16 protein-coding genes are annotated in these 15,210 nt (G+C 65.3%); 10 read left to right on the top strand and 6 right to left on the bottom strand.

Translation table 11 applies throughout. The annotated features are described in order from the left end of the window. Window positions 1-45 precede the first annotated feature (45 nt). The 6 genes from CG716_RS13730 to pknB all read left to right on the top strand — a co-directional run bounded on the left by CG716_RS13730 (window position 46) and on the right by pknB (window position 8,267). Window positions 46-513, top strand: coding sequence for an FHA domain-containing protein FhaB/FipA (locus CG716_RS13730; protein ID WP_094480409.1), 468 nt, complete (start codon window positions 46-48; stop codon window positions 511-513). Continuing rightward, window positions 510-2,126, top strand: a complete 1,617-nt coding sequence (locus CG716_RS13725; RefSeq protein ID WP_094480407.1) for a protein phosphatase 2C domain-containing protein — start codon at window positions 510-512, stop codon at window positions 2,124-2,126. The genes CG716_RS13730 and CG716_RS13725 overlap by 4 nt, the downstream gene beginning before the upstream one ends. After that, the gene (locus CG716_RS13720) at window positions 2,123-3,526 is read left to right on the top strand and encodes a peptidoglycan glycosyltransferase RodA (RefSeq protein ID WP_094480405.1); all 1,404 of its coding nucleotides are present in this window, start codon (window positions 2,123-2,125) and stop codon (window positions 3,524-3,526) included. Before CG716_RS13725 ends, CG716_RS13720 begins: the two co-directional genes overlap by 4 nt. Next, the gene (pbpA, locus tag CG716_RS13715) at window positions 3,523-4,998 is read left to right on the top strand and encodes a D,D-transpeptidase PbpA (RefSeq protein ID WP_094480403.1); all 1,476 of its coding nucleotides are present in this window, start codon (window positions 3,523-3,525) and stop codon (window positions 4,996-4,998) included. Before CG716_RS13720 ends, pbpA begins: the two co-directional genes overlap by 4 nt. Window positions 4,999-5,100: 102 nt before the next feature. Continuing rightward, the gene (locus tag CG716_RS13710) at window positions 5,101-6,375 is read left to right on the top strand and encodes a serine/threonine-protein kinase (RefSeq protein WP_094480401.1); all 1,275 of its coding nucleotides are present in this window, start codon (window positions 5,101-5,103) and stop codon (window positions 6,373-6,375) included. After that, window positions 6,372-8,267 carry a Stk1 family PASTA domain-containing Ser/Thr kinase gene (pknB, locus tag CG716_RS13705; protein ID WP_094480399.1) on the top strand — a complete coding sequence of 632 codons (1,896 nt, stop codon included), beginning with the start codon at window positions 6,372-6,374 and terminating at the stop codon, window positions 8,265-8,267. The genes CG716_RS13710 and pknB overlap by 4 nt, the downstream gene beginning before the upstream one ends. Here the strand turns inward: pknB and CG716_RS13700 are convergent. After that, on the bottom strand, window positions 8,251-8,967 hold the full coding sequence (locus CG716_RS13700) for an aminodeoxychorismate/anthranilate synthase component II (protein ID WP_094480397.1): 717 nt from the start codon (window positions 8,965-8,967) through the stop codon (window positions 8,251-8,253). The two genes, pknB and CG716_RS13700, sit on opposite strands and share 17 nt — an antisense overlap. Window positions 8,968-8,994: 27 nt before the next feature. Beyond that, a complete protein-coding gene (locus CG716_RS13695) occupies window positions 8,995-9,786 on the bottom strand; it encodes a DUF881 domain-containing protein (protein WP_094480395.1) in 792 nt (263 codons plus the stop codon). Window positions 9,787-9,835: 49 nt separating this feature from the next. On the opposite strand from CG716_RS13695, the gene crgA reads away from it, so the two are divergent. Together crgA and CG716_RS13685 are read left to right on the top strand one after the other, a co-directional pair. Further along, a complete protein-coding gene (gene crgA / locus CG716_RS13690; protein WP_094480393.1) occupies window positions 9,836-10,117 on the top strand; it encodes a cell division protein CrgA in 282 nt (93 codons plus the stop codon). 155 nt (window positions 10,118-10,272) lie between these two features. After that, window positions 10,273-10,689 carry a PH domain-containing protein gene (locus CG716_RS13685; protein WP_094480391.1) on the top strand — a complete coding sequence of 139 codons (417 nt, stop codon included), beginning with the start codon at window positions 10,273-10,275 and terminating at the stop codon, window positions 10,687-10,689. Between the two features lie 10 nt (window positions 10,690-10,699). Here CG716_RS13685 and CG716_RS13680 read toward each other — a convergent pair whose 3' ends face one another. Then, window positions 10,700-11,227, bottom strand: a complete 528-nt coding sequence (locus CG716_RS13680; protein ID WP_094480389.1) for a peptidylprolyl isomerase — start codon at window positions 11,225-11,227, stop codon at window positions 10,700-10,702. Window positions 11,228-11,334: 107 nt separating this feature from the next. Here CG716_RS13680 and cwsA point away from each other — a divergent pair, with 107 nt between their 5' ends. Beyond that, window positions 11,335-11,745: a cell wall synthesis protein CwsA gene (cwsA, locus tag CG716_RS13675; protein ID WP_094480387.1), complete on the top strand. Its 411-nt coding sequence runs from the start codon at window positions 11,335-11,337 to the stop codon at window positions 11,743-11,745. A 506-nt stretch (window positions 11,746-12,251) separates the two neighbouring features. Here cwsA and CG716_RS13665 read toward each other — a convergent pair. From CG716_RS13665 to CG716_RS13650, 3 genes are all read right to left on the bottom strand, one after another. Then, on the bottom strand, window positions 12,252-12,458 hold the full coding sequence (locus tag CG716_RS13665) for a hypothetical protein (RefSeq protein WP_133066941.1): 207 nt from the start codon (window positions 12,456-12,458) through the stop codon (window positions 12,252-12,254). An 800-nt stretch (window positions 12,459-13,258) separates the two neighbouring features. Further along, window positions 13,259-13,444 carry a hypothetical protein gene (locus tag CG716_RS29890; RefSeq protein WP_133066940.1) on the bottom strand — a complete coding sequence of 62 codons (186 nt, stop codon included), beginning with the start codon at window positions 13,442-13,444 and terminating at the stop codon, window positions 13,259-13,261. A gap of 201 nt (window positions 13,445-13,645) precedes the next feature. Further along, window positions 13,646-14,059, bottom strand: a complete 414-nt coding sequence (locus CG716_RS13650; RefSeq protein WP_165774147.1) for a hypothetical protein — start codon at window positions 14,057-14,059, stop codon at window positions 13,646-13,648. Between CG716_RS13650 and CG716_RS13645 the strand changes: the two genes are divergently transcribed. Then, window positions 14,016-15,164 (top strand): serine/threonine-protein kinase, encoded by a 1,149-nt coding sequence (locus CG716_RS13645; protein ID WP_337360772.1) that lies wholly within the window; start codon window positions 14,016-14,018, stop codon window positions 15,162-15,164. The genes CG716_RS13650 and CG716_RS13645 overlap by 44 nt on opposite strands. Window positions 15,165-15,210 lie beyond the last annotated feature (46 nt).

Genomic DNA, 15,210 nt, shown 5'->3' with positions numbered 1-15,210 from the left:
ATCGCGGGAACGGCGAGCGGGGCACGAGGACGGAGAGGACGCCGGATGCAGGGACTAGTTCTGCAGCTGACGCGCGCCGGCTTCCTGCTGTTGCTCTGGCTGTTCATCTGGTCGGTGTTGCGGATACTGCGCAATGACATCTACGCGCCCACCGGTGCGGTGATGGTGCGTCGGGGCCTGGCGTTGCGCGGCACGCTGCTGCCGTCGCGCCAACAGCGCCACGCCGCCCGCTACCTCGTGGTGATCGAAGGCGCGCTAGTCGGCACCCGGATCACCCTCGGCAGCCAGCCGGTGTTAATCGGCCGCGCCGATGACTCCACCCTGGTGCTCACCGACGATTACGCCTCCACCCGCCACGCCCGGCTGTCGCAGCGCGGTTCCGACTGGTACGTCGAAGACCTAGGATCGACCAACGGCACATACCTCGACAGGGCGAAGGTGACGACGGCAGTACGCGTTCCGATTGGCACGCCGGTACACATCGGCAAGACGGTAATCGAGCTGCGCCCGTGACCCTCGTCCTTCGCTATGCCGCCCGCAGCGACCGCGGCCTAGTTCGCGCCAACAACGAAGACTCCGTGTACGCCGGCGCCCGGCTGCTCGCACTGGCCGACGGCATGGGCGGGCACGCCGCCGGTGAGGTGGCCTCGCAGCTGGTGATCGCCGCGCTGGCCCACCTCGACGATGACGAGCCCGGTGGCGACTTGCTGAGCAAGCTCGACGAGGCGGTGCACGAGGGCAACTCGGCCATCGCCGCGCACGTCGAGCTGGAGCCCGAACTCGAGGGCATGGGCACCACCTTGACCGCAATCCTGTTCGCGGGCAACAGACTTGGGCTCGTCCACATCGGCGACTCACGCGGCTACCTGTTGCGCGACGGCGAGCTGGCACAGATCACCAAGGACGACACTTTTGTGCAGACCCTCGTCGACGAGGGCCGCATCACCGCCGAGGAGGCGCACAGTCACCCGCAACGCTCGCTGATCATGAGGGCCCTCACCGGCCACGAGGTCGAGCCGACGCTGATCATGCGGGAAGCCAAGGAAGGCGACCGCTACCTGCTGTGCTCCGACGGCCTGTCCGACCCGGTCAGCCAGGAGACCATCCTGGAGGCCCTGCAGATTCCCGACGTCACCGAGAGCGCGGACCGGCTCATCGAGCTCGCCCTGCGTGGCGGCGGCCCGGACAACGTCACCGTGGTAGTGGCCGATGTCGTAGACCACGACTACGGCGGGCAAACCCAGCCGATCCTGGCCGGGGCGGTCTCTGGCCATGACGACGACGTCGCGCCACCGAACACCGCCGCCGGGCGCGCGTCGGCCATCGCGCCGCGGCCCCCCGCCGCCAAGCGGGTGGTGGCCGAACCTGAACCGCCGGCCAAGCCGCGTTCACGCCGGCGGATGATCATCGCCGTCGCAGTGATCCTGCTGCTGGCGCTGGCCGGGCTCGCGGTCGGCCGCCAGGTCATCCGCAGTAACTATTACGTCAGCGCCCACGACGGCACGGTGGCGATCATGCGCGGTATCGAGGGTTCGATACTGGGCTACCCGCTACAGGAGCCCTACCTGTTGGGCTGCCTCAACGACCGAAATGAGCTGTCCCAGATCAGCTACGGCCAGTCCACCGACTCACTGGGCTGCCAGCTGATGCGCCTACAGGATCTGCGCCCGTCCGAGCGGGCCCAGGTATCGGCCGGGCTGCCCGCCGGATCCCTCGACGACGCGATCGGGCAGCTGCGCGAGCTGGCGCACAGCTCGCTGCTGCCGCCGTGCGCTCCGCCGCCGACCAGCACACCCACCCCCACGCCCACCCCGACTCCCGCGTCGTCTCCGGCTCCGAGCGCACCCCCCGCGCCGGGGCCGGTGCCCACCTCGGCGCCGAGCGCGTCAACTCTGGCACCGGCACCAGCCTCCACGCCGGTACCCGTAATCACCCCTGTGGCACCGGCTCCCAGCTCTACAGTTGCGCCGTCACCCGCGCCGATCCCAGTCCCCGCAACGAGTGAAAGTGGCGCCGCCACAACAGGTTCCGCTGTTCCTGCACCGCCCACGACTCCGCCGCCCACGGTGACGCAACTACCCGCAGCACCGCAAAAACCGGGTACCGACTGCCGGGCGGCGGCATGAGCACCCAACCGCAGGCACCCGTGACGCTGGCTACGGCAACCCCGACCCGGCGCAATGCCGAGCTGTTGTTGCTGTGTTTCGCCACCCTGATCACCGTCGTGGCACTGCTGATCGTGGAGGCCAACCAGGAGCAGGGCATCAGCTGGGATCTGGCCAGTTCCACGCTCGCGTTCCTCACCTTGTTCGTCTGCGCGCACCTGGCGATCCGGCGCTTCGCGCCCTATGCCGATCCGGTGCTACTGCCGGTGGTGGCTCTGCTGAATGGTCTGGGCCTGGTGATGATCCACCGCCTGGACCTGATCGGCGGCCCACTGAACACCCACCGCGGTCCCAGCGAGGAACAGCAGATGCTGTGGACACTCCTCGGCGTCGTGGGGTTCTCCCTGGTGGTCGTCTTCCTCAAGGACCACCGCATCCTGGCCCGCTACGGCTACACGTTCGGGTTGGCCGGCCTTGTGCTGCTGGCGATTCCGGCACTGCTGCCCGCCCAATACTCGGAGACCAACGGCGCCAAGATCTGGATTCGGTTGCCGGGCTTCAGCATTCAGCCAGCTGAATTCTCGAAGATTCTGCTGTTGACCTTCTTTGCCGCCGTGCTGGTGGCCAAGCGTGACGTGTTCACCAGTGCAGGTAAACATTTCCTGGGCGCCGACCTGCCGCGGCCGCGTGATCTGGCTCCGCTTCTAGTGGCCTGGATCGTCTCCGTCGGCGTCATGGTCTTCGAGAAGGACCTGGGCACCTCGCTGTTGCTGTATGCCTCGTTCCTGGTGATGGTCTACATCGCCACCGAGCGGTTCAGCTGGGTGGTGATCGGCCTGACCCTGTTCGCCGCGGGCAGTGTGGTGGCCTACTACCTGTTCGGCCACGTCCGCGTCCGGGTTCAGACCTGGATGGACCCCTTCGGCGACCCGGAGGGCGCCGGCTATCAAATGGTGCAGTCGCAGTTCAGCTTCGCCACCGGCGGCATCTTCGGCACCGGGCTGGGCAACGGGCAACCGGGCACCGTGCCGGCCGCGTCGACGGACTTCATCACCGCCGCGATCGGCGAGGAGCTGGGCCTGGTCGGCCTCGCCGGGGTGCTGATGCTGTACACGATCGTGATCGTGCGGGGGTTGCGCACCGCGATCGCCGTGCGAGACAGCTTCGGGAAACTGCTGGCCGCCGGCCTGGCGTCCACCCTGGCGATCCAGCTGTTCATCGTCGTCGGCGGCGTCACCGGTTTGATCCCACTGACCGGACTCACCACACCGTGGATGTCCTACGGCGGCTCGTCACTGGTGGCCAACTACCTGCTGCTGGCGATCCTGGTGAAGATCTCCCACGCCGCCCGGCGCCCGATCATGACCAACCCGCACGCGTCCATCGCGGCCTCTAGTACCGAGGTGATCGAGCGGGTATGAACACTTCACTGCGTCGCATATCGGTGATGATCATGGCGTTGATCGTGCTGCTGTTGTTCAACGCGACCATCACCCAGGTCTTCCGCGCCGACGGTCTGCGTGCCGATCCGCGCAATCAGCGCGTGCTGCTCGACGAATATTCGCGCCAGCGCGGCCAGATCACCGCAGGCGGCCAGCTGCTGGCGTATTCGGTGTCCACCAGCGGGCACTACCGGTTCCTGCGGGTGTACCCGAATCCCTATGTGTACGCGCCGATTACCGGGTTCTACTCGCTGCGCTACTCCAGCACCGGATTGGAGCGGGCCGAGGACGGCATCCTCAACGGCTCCGACCAGAGGTTGTTCGGGCGACGACTGGCTGACTTCTTCACCGGCCGCGACCCGCGCGGCGGCAACGTCGATACCACCATCGTGCCGCGCATTCAGCAGGCCGCCTGGGAGGCGCTGCAACAGGGCTGCACCGGCGGCTGCCGTGGCTCGGTGGTAGCCATCGAGCCGTCCACCGGCAAGATCCTGGCGATGGTGTCGTCACCGTCGTACGACCCGAATCTGCTGGCCACCCACGACACGGAGGAACAGGGCACCGCCTGGCAGCAGCTGCGCGACGACCCGGCCTCCCCGCTGACCAACCGCGCCATCTCCGAGACGTTCCCGCCGGGATCGACCTTCAAGGTGATCACCACCGCGGCGGCACTGCAGTCCGGGGTGACCGATAACGACCAGCTCACCAGCGCGCCGCAGATTCAGCTGCCAAACAGCACCGCCACCTTGGAGAACTACGGCGGAACACCGTGTGGCAGCGGACCCACAGCATCTCTGCGGGAGGCTTTCGCCCGATCCTGCAATACAGCCTTCGTCGAACTGGGTATCCGGGTGGGTGCCGATGCCCTGCGAAGCACGGCGCAGGCTTTCGGGTTCGACAGCCCACCAGCACCGATCCCGTTGGAGGTGGCGGAATCGACCATCGGTCCCATGACCGACGCCGCCGCACTGGGGATGTCGAGCATGGGTCAGAAAGACGTGGCGGTGACACCCTTGCAGAACGCGTTGGTGGCGGCGACGATCGCCAATTCCGGTGTGATGATGCAGCCCTACCTGGTGGACAGTCTCAAGGGACCCGACTTGTCCAACATCAGTACCGCGTCGGCGCAGGAGCAGCGACGGGCCGTTTCGCCACAGGTGGCGGCTAAGCTAACAGATTTGATGATCGGCGCCGAGCAGATGACCCAGCAGAAAGGGGCGATCCCCGGCGTGCAGATCGCATCCAAGACCGGCACCGCCGAGCACGGTACCGACCCCCGCAACACCCCGCCGCACGCCTGGTACATCGCCTTCGCGCCGGCTCAGAGCCCCAAGGTGGCGGTTGCTGTGCTGATCGAAAATGGTGGTGACCGCCTGTCGGCCACTGGCGGATCGGTGGCCGCACCGGTCGGGCGGGCCACGATTGCCGCGGCATTACAGGGGGCCTCGTGAGCCACCCGAAGTCGAGCGAAGCGAGGCGAGCAATGAGCCTCCGAAGTCGAGCGAAGCGAGGCGAGCAATGAGCCTCCGAAGTCGAGCGAAGCGAGGCGAGCAATGAGCCCGCGCGTGGGAGTGACGCTGTCAGGCCGGTATCGCCTGCAGCGGCTGATCGCCACCGGCGGTATGGGCCAGGTATGGGAGGCCGTCGACAGTCGGCTCGGACGCCGGGTAGCGGTCAAGGTGCTCAAGCAGGAGTTCTCCTCCGACCCCGAATTCGTCGAACGGTTCCGCGCCGAGGCCCGCACCGTCGCCATGCTCAACCACCCCGGCATCGCCGCCGTGCACGACTACGGCGAGACCGATATGGACGGTGAGGGTCGCACCGCCTACCTGGTGATGGAACTGATCAACGGCGAACCGCTGAACTCCGTGATCAAACGCACCGGGCGCCTGTCGCTGCGGCACTCCTTGGACATGCTCGAGCAGACCGGCCGCGCCCTGCAGGTGGCCCACGCCGCCGGCCTGGTGCACCGCGACGTCAAGCCCGGCAACATCCTCATCACACCGACCGGTCAGGTGAAACTCACCGACTTCGGTATCGCCAAAGCCGTCGACGCCGCCCCTGTCACCCAGACGGGGATGGTGATGGGCACCGCCCAGTACATCGCGCCCGAGCAGGCCCTCGGCCACGACGCCACCGCGGCCAGTGATGTCTACGCCCTGGGAGTTGTTGGCTACGAAGCGGTTTCGGGTAAGCGGCCGTTCGTCGGTGACGGCGCGCTTACCGTGGCGATGAAACACATCAAGGAGACGCCCGCCCCGCTGCCGGCCGACCTGCCGCCCAACGTGCGCGAACTGATCGAAATCACCCTGGTGAAGAACCCGGGCATGCGGTATCGCAACGGAGGGCAGTTCGCCGACGCCGTGGCAGCGGTACGCGCCGGCCGCCGGCCGCCGCGGCCCAACTCGTCACCGACCATCCGCGCGACCCCGGCCTCGATCCCCGGTAGTTCGCCCCGCCTGCCGGCGCCGCCGGCTACCGGGATGCGCCCGCGGGTCAACACCGGCAGCCACCGTCCGGCGCCACCGCGGCGCACGTTCTCCTCGGGACAGCGGGCCCTGTTGTGGGCCGCGGGTGTGCTCGGTGCCCTGGCCATCATCAGCGCCATCCTGATCGTGCTGGCCGATCGCGACCGCAAGGAGAATAAGCCCGTCGAGCAGACCGTCACCGACACGGTCACGCCCACCAGCCAGGCAGCTCCCAGCGGTTGGACGCAAGATCCACTCACCGGTAATTCTGGCGGGCACGGGGTAATCCGAATCACGTCCGCCAGCGTGGCTATTGCTGCTCTGACCGAGCCCGATCGACACGACGAGAAGCCGCAATGACCACCCCACAGCACCTGTCCGACCGCTACGAGCTGGGCGAGATCCTCGGCTTCGGTGGCATGTCCGAGGTGCACATGGCCCGTGACACCCGGCTGCACCGGGATGTGGCGGTCAAGGTGCTGCGTGCTGACCTGGCTCGTGATCCTAGCTTCTACCTGCGGTTTCGCCGGGAGGCGCAGAACGCCGCCGCGCTGAACCATCCCGCGATCGTGGCCGTCTACGACACCGGCGAGGCCGACACCGGCAACGGCCCGCTGCCCTACATCGTGATGGAGTACGTCGACGGGGTGACTCTGCGCGACATCGTCCACACCGACGGCCCGATCCCGTTCCGGCGGGCCATCGAGATCATCGCCGATGCCTGCCAGGCGCTGAACTTCAGCCACCAGCACGGCATCATCCACCGCGACGTCAAGCCGGCGAACATCATGATCTCCAAGACCGGCGCGGTAAAGGTGATGGACTTCGGCATCGCCCGGGCGCTGGCCGACACCGGCAACAGCGTCACCCAGACCGCCGCGGTGATCGGCACCGCCCAATACCTGTCACCCGAGCAGGCCCGCGGCGAACCGGTCGACGCCCGCTCCGACGTCTACTCGCTGGGCTGTGTGCTCTACGAGATCCTCACCGGGGAGCCGCCGTTCGTCGGCGATTCACCGGTTGCCGTGGCCTATCAGCATGTCCGCGAGGATCCGGTGCCGCCGTCACAGCGGTATCCCGGCATCTCCCCGGAGCTGGATGCCGTCGTGCTCAAGGCCCTGGCCAAGAACCCGGACAACCGCTACCAGACGGCGGCCGAGATGCGCACCGACCTCGTCCGCGTGCACAACGGCGAAGCCCCCGAAGCGCCCAAGGTATTCAGCGCCGCGGAGCGGACCTCCATGCTCAACGCACCGGCGGCGCCGTCCCGCGGTGACGAGACGGACGAAATCCCGCGGACGGCCACGTTCGTCGAGACTGATCGGGCCGGCGGATCGATCGCCCGCTGGCTCATCGTCGTCGCGGTGTTGGCCGTCCTCACCGTGGTGGTGACCATCGGGATCAACATGGTCAGCGGTAACCCGCGCAATGTGCAGGTACCCGATGTGCGCGGCCAGGCCAAAGACGACGCGATCGCCACGTTGCAGAACAAGGGTTTCAAGATCCGGACCCAGACGACCCCGGACAACACGGTGCCGCCCGAAAAAGTTGTCAGCACGGATCCCACTGCAAACTCCTCGGCCGGCGCCGGTGACGAGATCACGATCAATCTGTCGACCGGCCCTGAGCAGCGCGAGGTACCCGACTGCAGCAATGGCGGCAGTGGCGGAGGCATCAGCTACGCCGACTGCGTCCAAAAACTCAAAGACGCCGGGTTCAGCAAGTTCAAACAGACAACTTCGGCGTCTACGCCGGACCAGAAGGACAGGGTGCTGTCCACCGTTCCACCGGCCAATCAGCTTTCGGCGATCACCAACGAAATCACGATCGTCGTCGGCAATGGGCCACAGACCGCTGAAGTTCCGGTGGTCGCGGGGCAGACCATCGACGTGGCCCAGCAGATTCTTACCGCGTCCGGATTCTTGAAGACGCTGCCTGTGCCGACCGATAGCACCGAGCCGTCCGGCCAGGTAGTCGGCACCGATCCGCCGAACGGGCAGGTGGTTCCCCAGGACACCGTGATCCAGATCAAGGTGTCGCGCGCCAACCAGTTCGTCATGCCGGATTTGCGCGGAATGTTCTGGACCGACGCCGAGCCGCGACTGCGTGGCCTGGGCTGGACCGGCGGTCTGGACAAGGGCGGCGACGTCCAGAACAGCGGTCAGCGGTCCAATGCCGTGGTGACCCAAAGCCCCGCGCCGGGTACCGGCGTGAACTTCGGGGCGACGATCACCCTCAGCTTTGCGTCGTAGCGGCTAACGGAGCCTCGCCGCCGAGGGCGTGCCGGACGGTGTCGGCCACCTCCTGCTCGAGGCGGCGCACCAGGGTTTCGTCGGGAGCCTGCCCGCAGTAACCCAGCCAGTTGGCCAGCATCCGGTGCCCGCCCTCGGTCAGGATCGACTCCGGGTGGAATTGCACGCCGTGGATCGGCAGCTCGACGTGACGCACCGCCATGATGACCCCGCCCCCGCCCATCCCGTCGCCACGCTCGCCCGGGGCCGTATGAGCTATCGCCTGCAGCTCGGCCGGCACCGTCTCGGGCAGGATGGTCAGTGAGTGGTAGCGCGTCGCGGTGAATGGGTTCGGAAGTCCTTGCAGCACACCGCTATTGGTGTGGAAGACGGTGCTGGTCTTACCGTGCAGCAGCTCCGGCGCGCGGTCCACCGTGCCGCCGAAGGCGACTCCGATCGCCTGGTGACCCAGGCATACGCCCAGCAACGGGGTGCCCGCCGCGGCGCACGCACGAACCAGGGGGATCGAGGCGCCCGCGCGTTCCGGTGTGCCCGGTCCCGGGCTCAACAGCACGCCGTCGAATTCCGTCGCGATCTGCGCCGCGTCCGCCAGCCGGTCGTCGTCGTTGCGCCAGACCTGGGCGTCGACTCCGAGCTGGCCCAGATACTGGACCAGGTTGAACACGAAGCTGTCGTAATTGTCGACGACCAAGACCTGCACCAGGTCAGGTTACCTGGGCGGATCCACTCAATAACCGACCGGACCGACCGGCTGGGCGTAGCGCATTCGCACCGGTCCGGTGTACCCGGCGACGGTGAGATCGTCGCGGACCTGCTCGGTGTAGCCCAGCCCGAACCGCACGACGTACTGCTTGTACAAGGTGACCAGGGGAGCGGCTGCCAGCGCCGCCCGCATCGCATTCGCGTCCCCGACCGCGGTGACCGTGTACGGCGGGCTGTAGGTGCGCCCGTTCAGCAGCAGAGTGTTGCCCACGCAGCGCGGGGCTGAGGTACCGATGATGCGCTGATCCTGCATTTGGATCGCCTCGGCGCCGGCGCTCCACAGAGCGTTGAGCACCGCCTGGATGTCCTGCTGGTGGACCACCAGGTCGTCGGGGGAGGCATCGCGCGGGAACCGCCCGTTGGCGTCACGCTGGGCGTCGGACAGCGTGACGATCAGGCCTGCGCCGTGCACCGGATCCAATCCAGCGTCGCCGGCGAGTTCATCGGCACGGGCCAGCATCGCCGCCAGCGCGGTGCCGGCCGAGGCACCGTGGGTGGAGTCGACCTGAGCGGCCAGCCCGTCGCGCTGCGCGCTGAGCCGGTCGACCGAATTCTGGGTCTCGTGAACCAGGTCGACGAGGCGGGGCGAATCGGCACGGCGGATCTCACTGCCACCGGATACGCCGTGGGTGGCGGCCAGCAGCACTCCGGCCAGAAGGCACACCACCGGCACGCCGAACCGCCACGGCGAGCGCGTGGTGCCCGTCGTCGCTGGTGCCGGAGTTTTCGGGTGGCGGCGCCGCTGCGTTAATCTCATAGTCGATCTGCGCACCATCGTCGCAGAAGATCCCGGCCCGAAGGTACCCATGCCCAAGTCCAAGGTTCGCAAGAAGAACGACTTCACGATCAATTCGGTGAGCCGTACTCCGGTCAAGGTCAAAGCCGGACCGTCGAGCGTGTGGTTCGTTGTGCTGTTCATCAGCCTGATGCTGATCGGGCTGGCCTGGCTGTTGGTGTTCCAGCTCGCCGCCTCCGGTCTGGATGTGCCCAGCGCACTGCAGTGGATGGCGAAACTTGGTCCCTGGAACTACGCGATCGCGTTCGGGTTCATGATCACCGGATTGTTGCTGACAATGCGGTGGCGCTGAGCGCGGCCGACACCTTAGAGGATTCACCCTGTGCGTTCGCCGTTTTGGGGCTGGCAACCTTCTGGTCACCCAATCACACGCATGTGATTCATCCCCATTGTTGATAGCGCCTGTGGATAACTCCATCGGCCACGGTAGATGCACCCGAGGACCCCGTGCAGCAAACTGAATGGGCCCCGAAAATTGGGGCCGTCGCAGGTCTTGCCATCGCGGGCATTTTGATGGCTATCGGTTGTGTGACCGTTGTCACAGACCCGCCCGGCAGGATCCTCACCGGGATTGCTGCGATCGGCCTGATCGCGTTCGGATTCGGATCATGGCGAGCCAGACCCCGGCTGGCAATCACCGGTGATGCACTGGTGTACCGCGGGTGGTTCCGGACGCAGACACTGCGCCGTCCCGACATCACGCTGATCCGTATCACCGAGTTCCGCAGGATCGGTCGCAAGACCCGGCTTTTGGAGATCGAAACGGGCGCCGACCGCCTGATCGTGCTCAGCCGGTGGGACCTTGGGACCGAGCCGCTGACGGTTCTGGACGCGCTGACCGACGCGGGATTCGCGGGTCGCTAACGCGGCCGGCTCAGGAGATGGTGATCGACTCGATCACCACGTCGTCAGCGGGCCGGTCGTTGCGATCGGTGGCCGTGGTCGCGATCGCGTCGACGACCTTCTGCGACTCCGGGTCAACGACCTCGCCGAAGATGGTGTGCCGGCGGTTGAGGTGCGGGGTCTTGCCGACGGTGATGAAGAACTGCGAGCCGTTGGTGCCCGGACCGGCGTTGGCCATGGCCAGCAGGTAGGGCTTGTCGAACTGCAGCTCGGGATGGAACTCATCGGCGAACTTGTAGCCGGGGCCGCCGCGACCGGTACCGGTCGGGTCGCCGCCCTGGATCATGAAGCCGTCGATGACGCGGTGGAAGACGGCGCCGTCGTAGAACGGTCCGGCGGTGCTGCCCGATGCGTTCTGCGTCGAGTACTCCTTGGTGCCCTGCGCCAGACCAACGAAGTTGGCGACTGTCTTGGGGGCGTGATTACCGAAGAGGGCGATCTTGATGTCACCGCGGTTGGTGTGCAGGGTCGCGGTCGCTGTCGCAATGGGGCTCGTCACGGGATCTCAGTCTGCCATTAGCGTCGGCTGCCCCAACTCGCGGCCACCCCCACGGCGCTGTGGCAGTGTTGACGTCATCGACAGGTGCCAGTGCCGGGAGGTTCGTAATGGGACGCAGGACTGAACCCCAACTCACGTCGCGCGAGCGGCTGAACCGGGGACTGCATTACACCGCCGTCGGTCCCGTGGACATCACCCGCGGCGTGGTCGGCGTCAGCGTGCATTCGGCCGAGTCAGCAGCGGGTGCCATCAGGCGCCGTGCCCGTGAGGCGCGCGCTGTGAAAGACGAACTCGCCAAGGAGGCCGAGGCGGTCCGGCAGGCCGTGGCCGAGCTGCCCCAGGTACTGGCCGACGCCCGCAAGTCGAAGCACCGTCGCCGGCGGCGATTCTTCGTGTTCGGCCTCCTGGGGCTGGCGGTCGTGGCCGGTGGCGCGGTCGCGTTCTCGATCGCGCGACGGTCAGCCACTCCCGAGCCGTCGGCCCTGCCGCCCAGTGTGGATGTCGCACCGAAGATCTGACGCTCCGAGCCGGTCGGGCCGCGGCTGCAGCAGTCCTGCCTTCTCAATGGTCAGTGCGCGTGCGTGAACACTTCGGCCACGTGTGATGGGCTGTCGATTGCTGAATCGCAACTAGCTAACGGCCGTACCCCCGCATTCAGGCGGCCAATTACGGCGCAATGGTGCATGATCATTGACATGGGTTGGGGGAGCCTGTCTCGTCACAGGGTGAAATGCAGAACCTGCAAGCACGAACAGACGGTCTTCGCCGGCAGGGAGACATTCACCTGTCGGGGATGCAAGAAGACGTTGCCGCAGCGCATGGCAGTCCCCATCGCGGAGTGGTCTGGGCGCCATGGCAGCAGACCCGTGGATAAAAACACGAACTGAACCTCGTGCGCCCGCCGGGTGGGGATCCGACCCGCCCGAATCCTCGTGGAGTCTATGCCTTGCAAGGGCGAATCGCACTGCAGTTCAAGCGGTTTCGTGCCCGGTGAAGTGCTGAAGCACACAACGGTGGCTAACCTTCAACACGGGGTATCCGAGCTGCGAACAATGCTCGGCACCGGCCCGAGCCACTCAGCCGGCCCACCGTCGTAGTGCCAGGCGAAGTCGTCGTAGCAGTGGACGCGCTCTCCGCCCGCGGACGCGAATACGACTTGGTTCCAGACTTCCCAGATGCGGCGGGACCAGACATCGAGCTTGCGGGATAGCAAGCGGCGGGAAGTGTGCATGGCGCGATTCCTAATGAAGAACTCCGCGTAGCGAAGTCGAGCAGGATTATCACGGTCGTGACCGGCCATGGGTGCAGCCTGGAGACTGGATACAAAAAGGGCGGCCCCGTAGGGGAAAACGGCCCTCTTTGGTAGCGCGAGCCTACCGAAGATCCGCCCGAAGATCCGCCTGAATGCAAAACCGGCCAGTCCGAGTACGGCCTGACCTGTGCGAATCGTTGTGGAGCCTAGGAGATTCGAACTCCTGACATCTGCCTTGCAAAGGCGAATCACCCTGCAGTTCAGGCCGTTACGGTGCACTTATGGTGTGGAAACACACAACTTTAGTTAACAGTAGTTATCTGTAACTGTGGGCGGATTGTGGGCACAAAGTGTGCGGCAGCCTCATCTATCTAGTTGCTCTATAACCTCTGCGGCCACGCGAATCACTTCCCAAAGGGGACTCGTGGTCCTGACGTAGTACACACGGTTCTCGTGGTCCGGGGTCTCTTTGTAGACCAGACCGACTTCGGCCAGTCGTTCGAGCTCTTGGCGGATGGCCGTGCGCGCGGCAAGTGATTCGGGCGGTTCCGATTGGTAGAAGCGATCCTTCTGGGATCCGAGGATCCACAAGGCAATCGGCAGTCGGCACGCACGTCCGAAGAGAAGCTCGCTGATACGTGTCGCATCCATGGGCAGCCCGCCGGATCAGTAACATGGAACATGTAACAAGAATTATGTGACAGGATACCTGTCTGGGGCAAAGGTAGGCGCGCGTGACGACTGCTCATCTAAGCGAACCGGACTATCAGGACGAATACCTAGCGGACTCTCTGTGCCGTGCGCGCGCGGGGGAAGCCGAACTCCGCAGCATCGATACCCTCCGGGACGTCGGAAAGCGCCTGCTGGTCGAGGCCGAAAGACTTCGCTGCGACGCCATAGTTCCCGTGGATATGCTCGCCCAGTCCATAACGACGTCGGCCCAGCTGCTCTCGGATCATGATCATGACCTCCCCTTTGGAGGTTCATCCGCGGCGGTACACCGCGCGTTGGTGGTCGCCGCGGTGACAGTGACGGGAAGCCTCTGCACTCAGGAGGCAGCGGCCCTGCGGGCTGCCGGGGCAAAGTGGGTCGGGCTGGTCGTGTACCAAAGGACCCGTCCCGATTTAGACGGTCTCGATCAGAATCCGTTGTTCGATCGAATCGTCTCAATCGGGCCCATTTAGGATCCCGATCGCAGCCAGCGCAACTGCGGCTGGCTCGGTGAAATCGGCGGGCAGGTCGAAACGGCTCGCTGCGGCAGCGATAGCGCCGGCCTTATCGCTACCGCAGGCTCGGCCCATTTGCGGCCCGTCCATGATCTGAACATCGTTGATTTCGTCACGTTCACGGCAAGCGCTAAGAATTGCGCCTTCGATTCGCAAACGGTCCTTCGTGCCGTCCCTTATCCGAGCGCGGCGGTCATAGTCAGCCTCCAATAACACCGCCACACGGATGCCGGGCAAGCCCACCAATGTACTTGACAGCCAGTCGTGCGCCTCGCGTGTCCGCGTCGCCCGATCATGGCCGGGGTTCAAAATGTGCTCAATTCGCGTCACATATTCCGAGGTAGCCGAGTCCACAACTACCCCTACGACGACGCGTTTGGTTCCCCTTGTTCGAACTTGTAGCCCAAGGACCTGCACACCTGCAGAATACAAGCTCATGAGACGTCGTCCGGGCGAACTTGTTGCGAATAGATACCATCTACGACGCCCCCTAGGGACGGGTACTTACGGCGAAGTCTGGGAGGCACGCGATACACACCTTGGGCACGATGTCGCGCTTAAGCTGATGCATCACCAGGACAAATCGACCACCTGGCGCGAGGCACACTTACTAACCGCTCTGCGAAGCGAGCACATTCTGGAGGTGCACAACGCGGATGCCGAGTTCGACGTACCGTATCTCGACACCGCATTGGCAGCGTGTTCCCTCGACGCTGTGATGGCGCCATACGGAATTGAACCAACCAGAGCAGTAGATTATGTGCGTCGCGCGCTTCGAGGCCTGGAATTATGCCACCGGTCCCAGCTGCTACACCGCGACATCAAGCCCGCAAACCTATTCCTCTCGATCGGTGGAGACGCGCTGTTGGGAGATTTCGGAATCGCCTCTGTGATGGATTCCAACGGTTTCGCAGAAGCGGGCGGTGATATCCGCATCCGGGCACCAGAACTGCACGGTGGTGGCGGTACGAGCATCCGATCGGACATTTATTCGATGTCGGTAACACTTTATGCACTGCTGGCTGGGCGAATGCCATTTGGACAGCAATACGAAGCCGACCTCATAGCAGCTGTCCAAGCAGGGCAATACCCACATCTTCGAGATATTGCTCCGCATGTTGGCAGGGCACTAGCCGATAAGGTTCGCAAGGGCATGTCGGTCGATCCGCACAGCCGCTACGCGAGTGCGGGAGAGTTTGACAACGCGCTCGCTATTCCGGTCGACGCGCGCAAGTTCACACCAGCTGCAGTGGACGGCGATGAATTGCGGGCATGGTCTGGTACCGGCAAGGGAGTCGACCTCCGGGTTAGCCTGCGACCTTCGTCGCGGCCAAGGCAGTACAGAATCGACACGGTGGGAGTTCGCACGAATCGTCGGCTACTCGAACACTGCGGCGACATCCGAGAACGCGACGCGCCTACACGGCTTCGTCGGATTTTCGATGGACTCAGACACTAACCACATCCCCCGCGCGGGCGCCTATGTCACATCCTCACCGCGGCGA

Origin of the sequence: Mycolicibacterium sphagni (genome assembly GCF_002250655.1) — a bacterium.
Taxonomy (GTDB): Bacteria; Actinomycetota; Actinomycetes; order Mycobacteriales; family Mycobacteriaceae; genus Mycobacterium; species Mycobacterium sphagni.
Note: the sequence above shows the minus strand (reverse complement) of the source record. Positions and strands in the feature narration are given on the sequence as shown.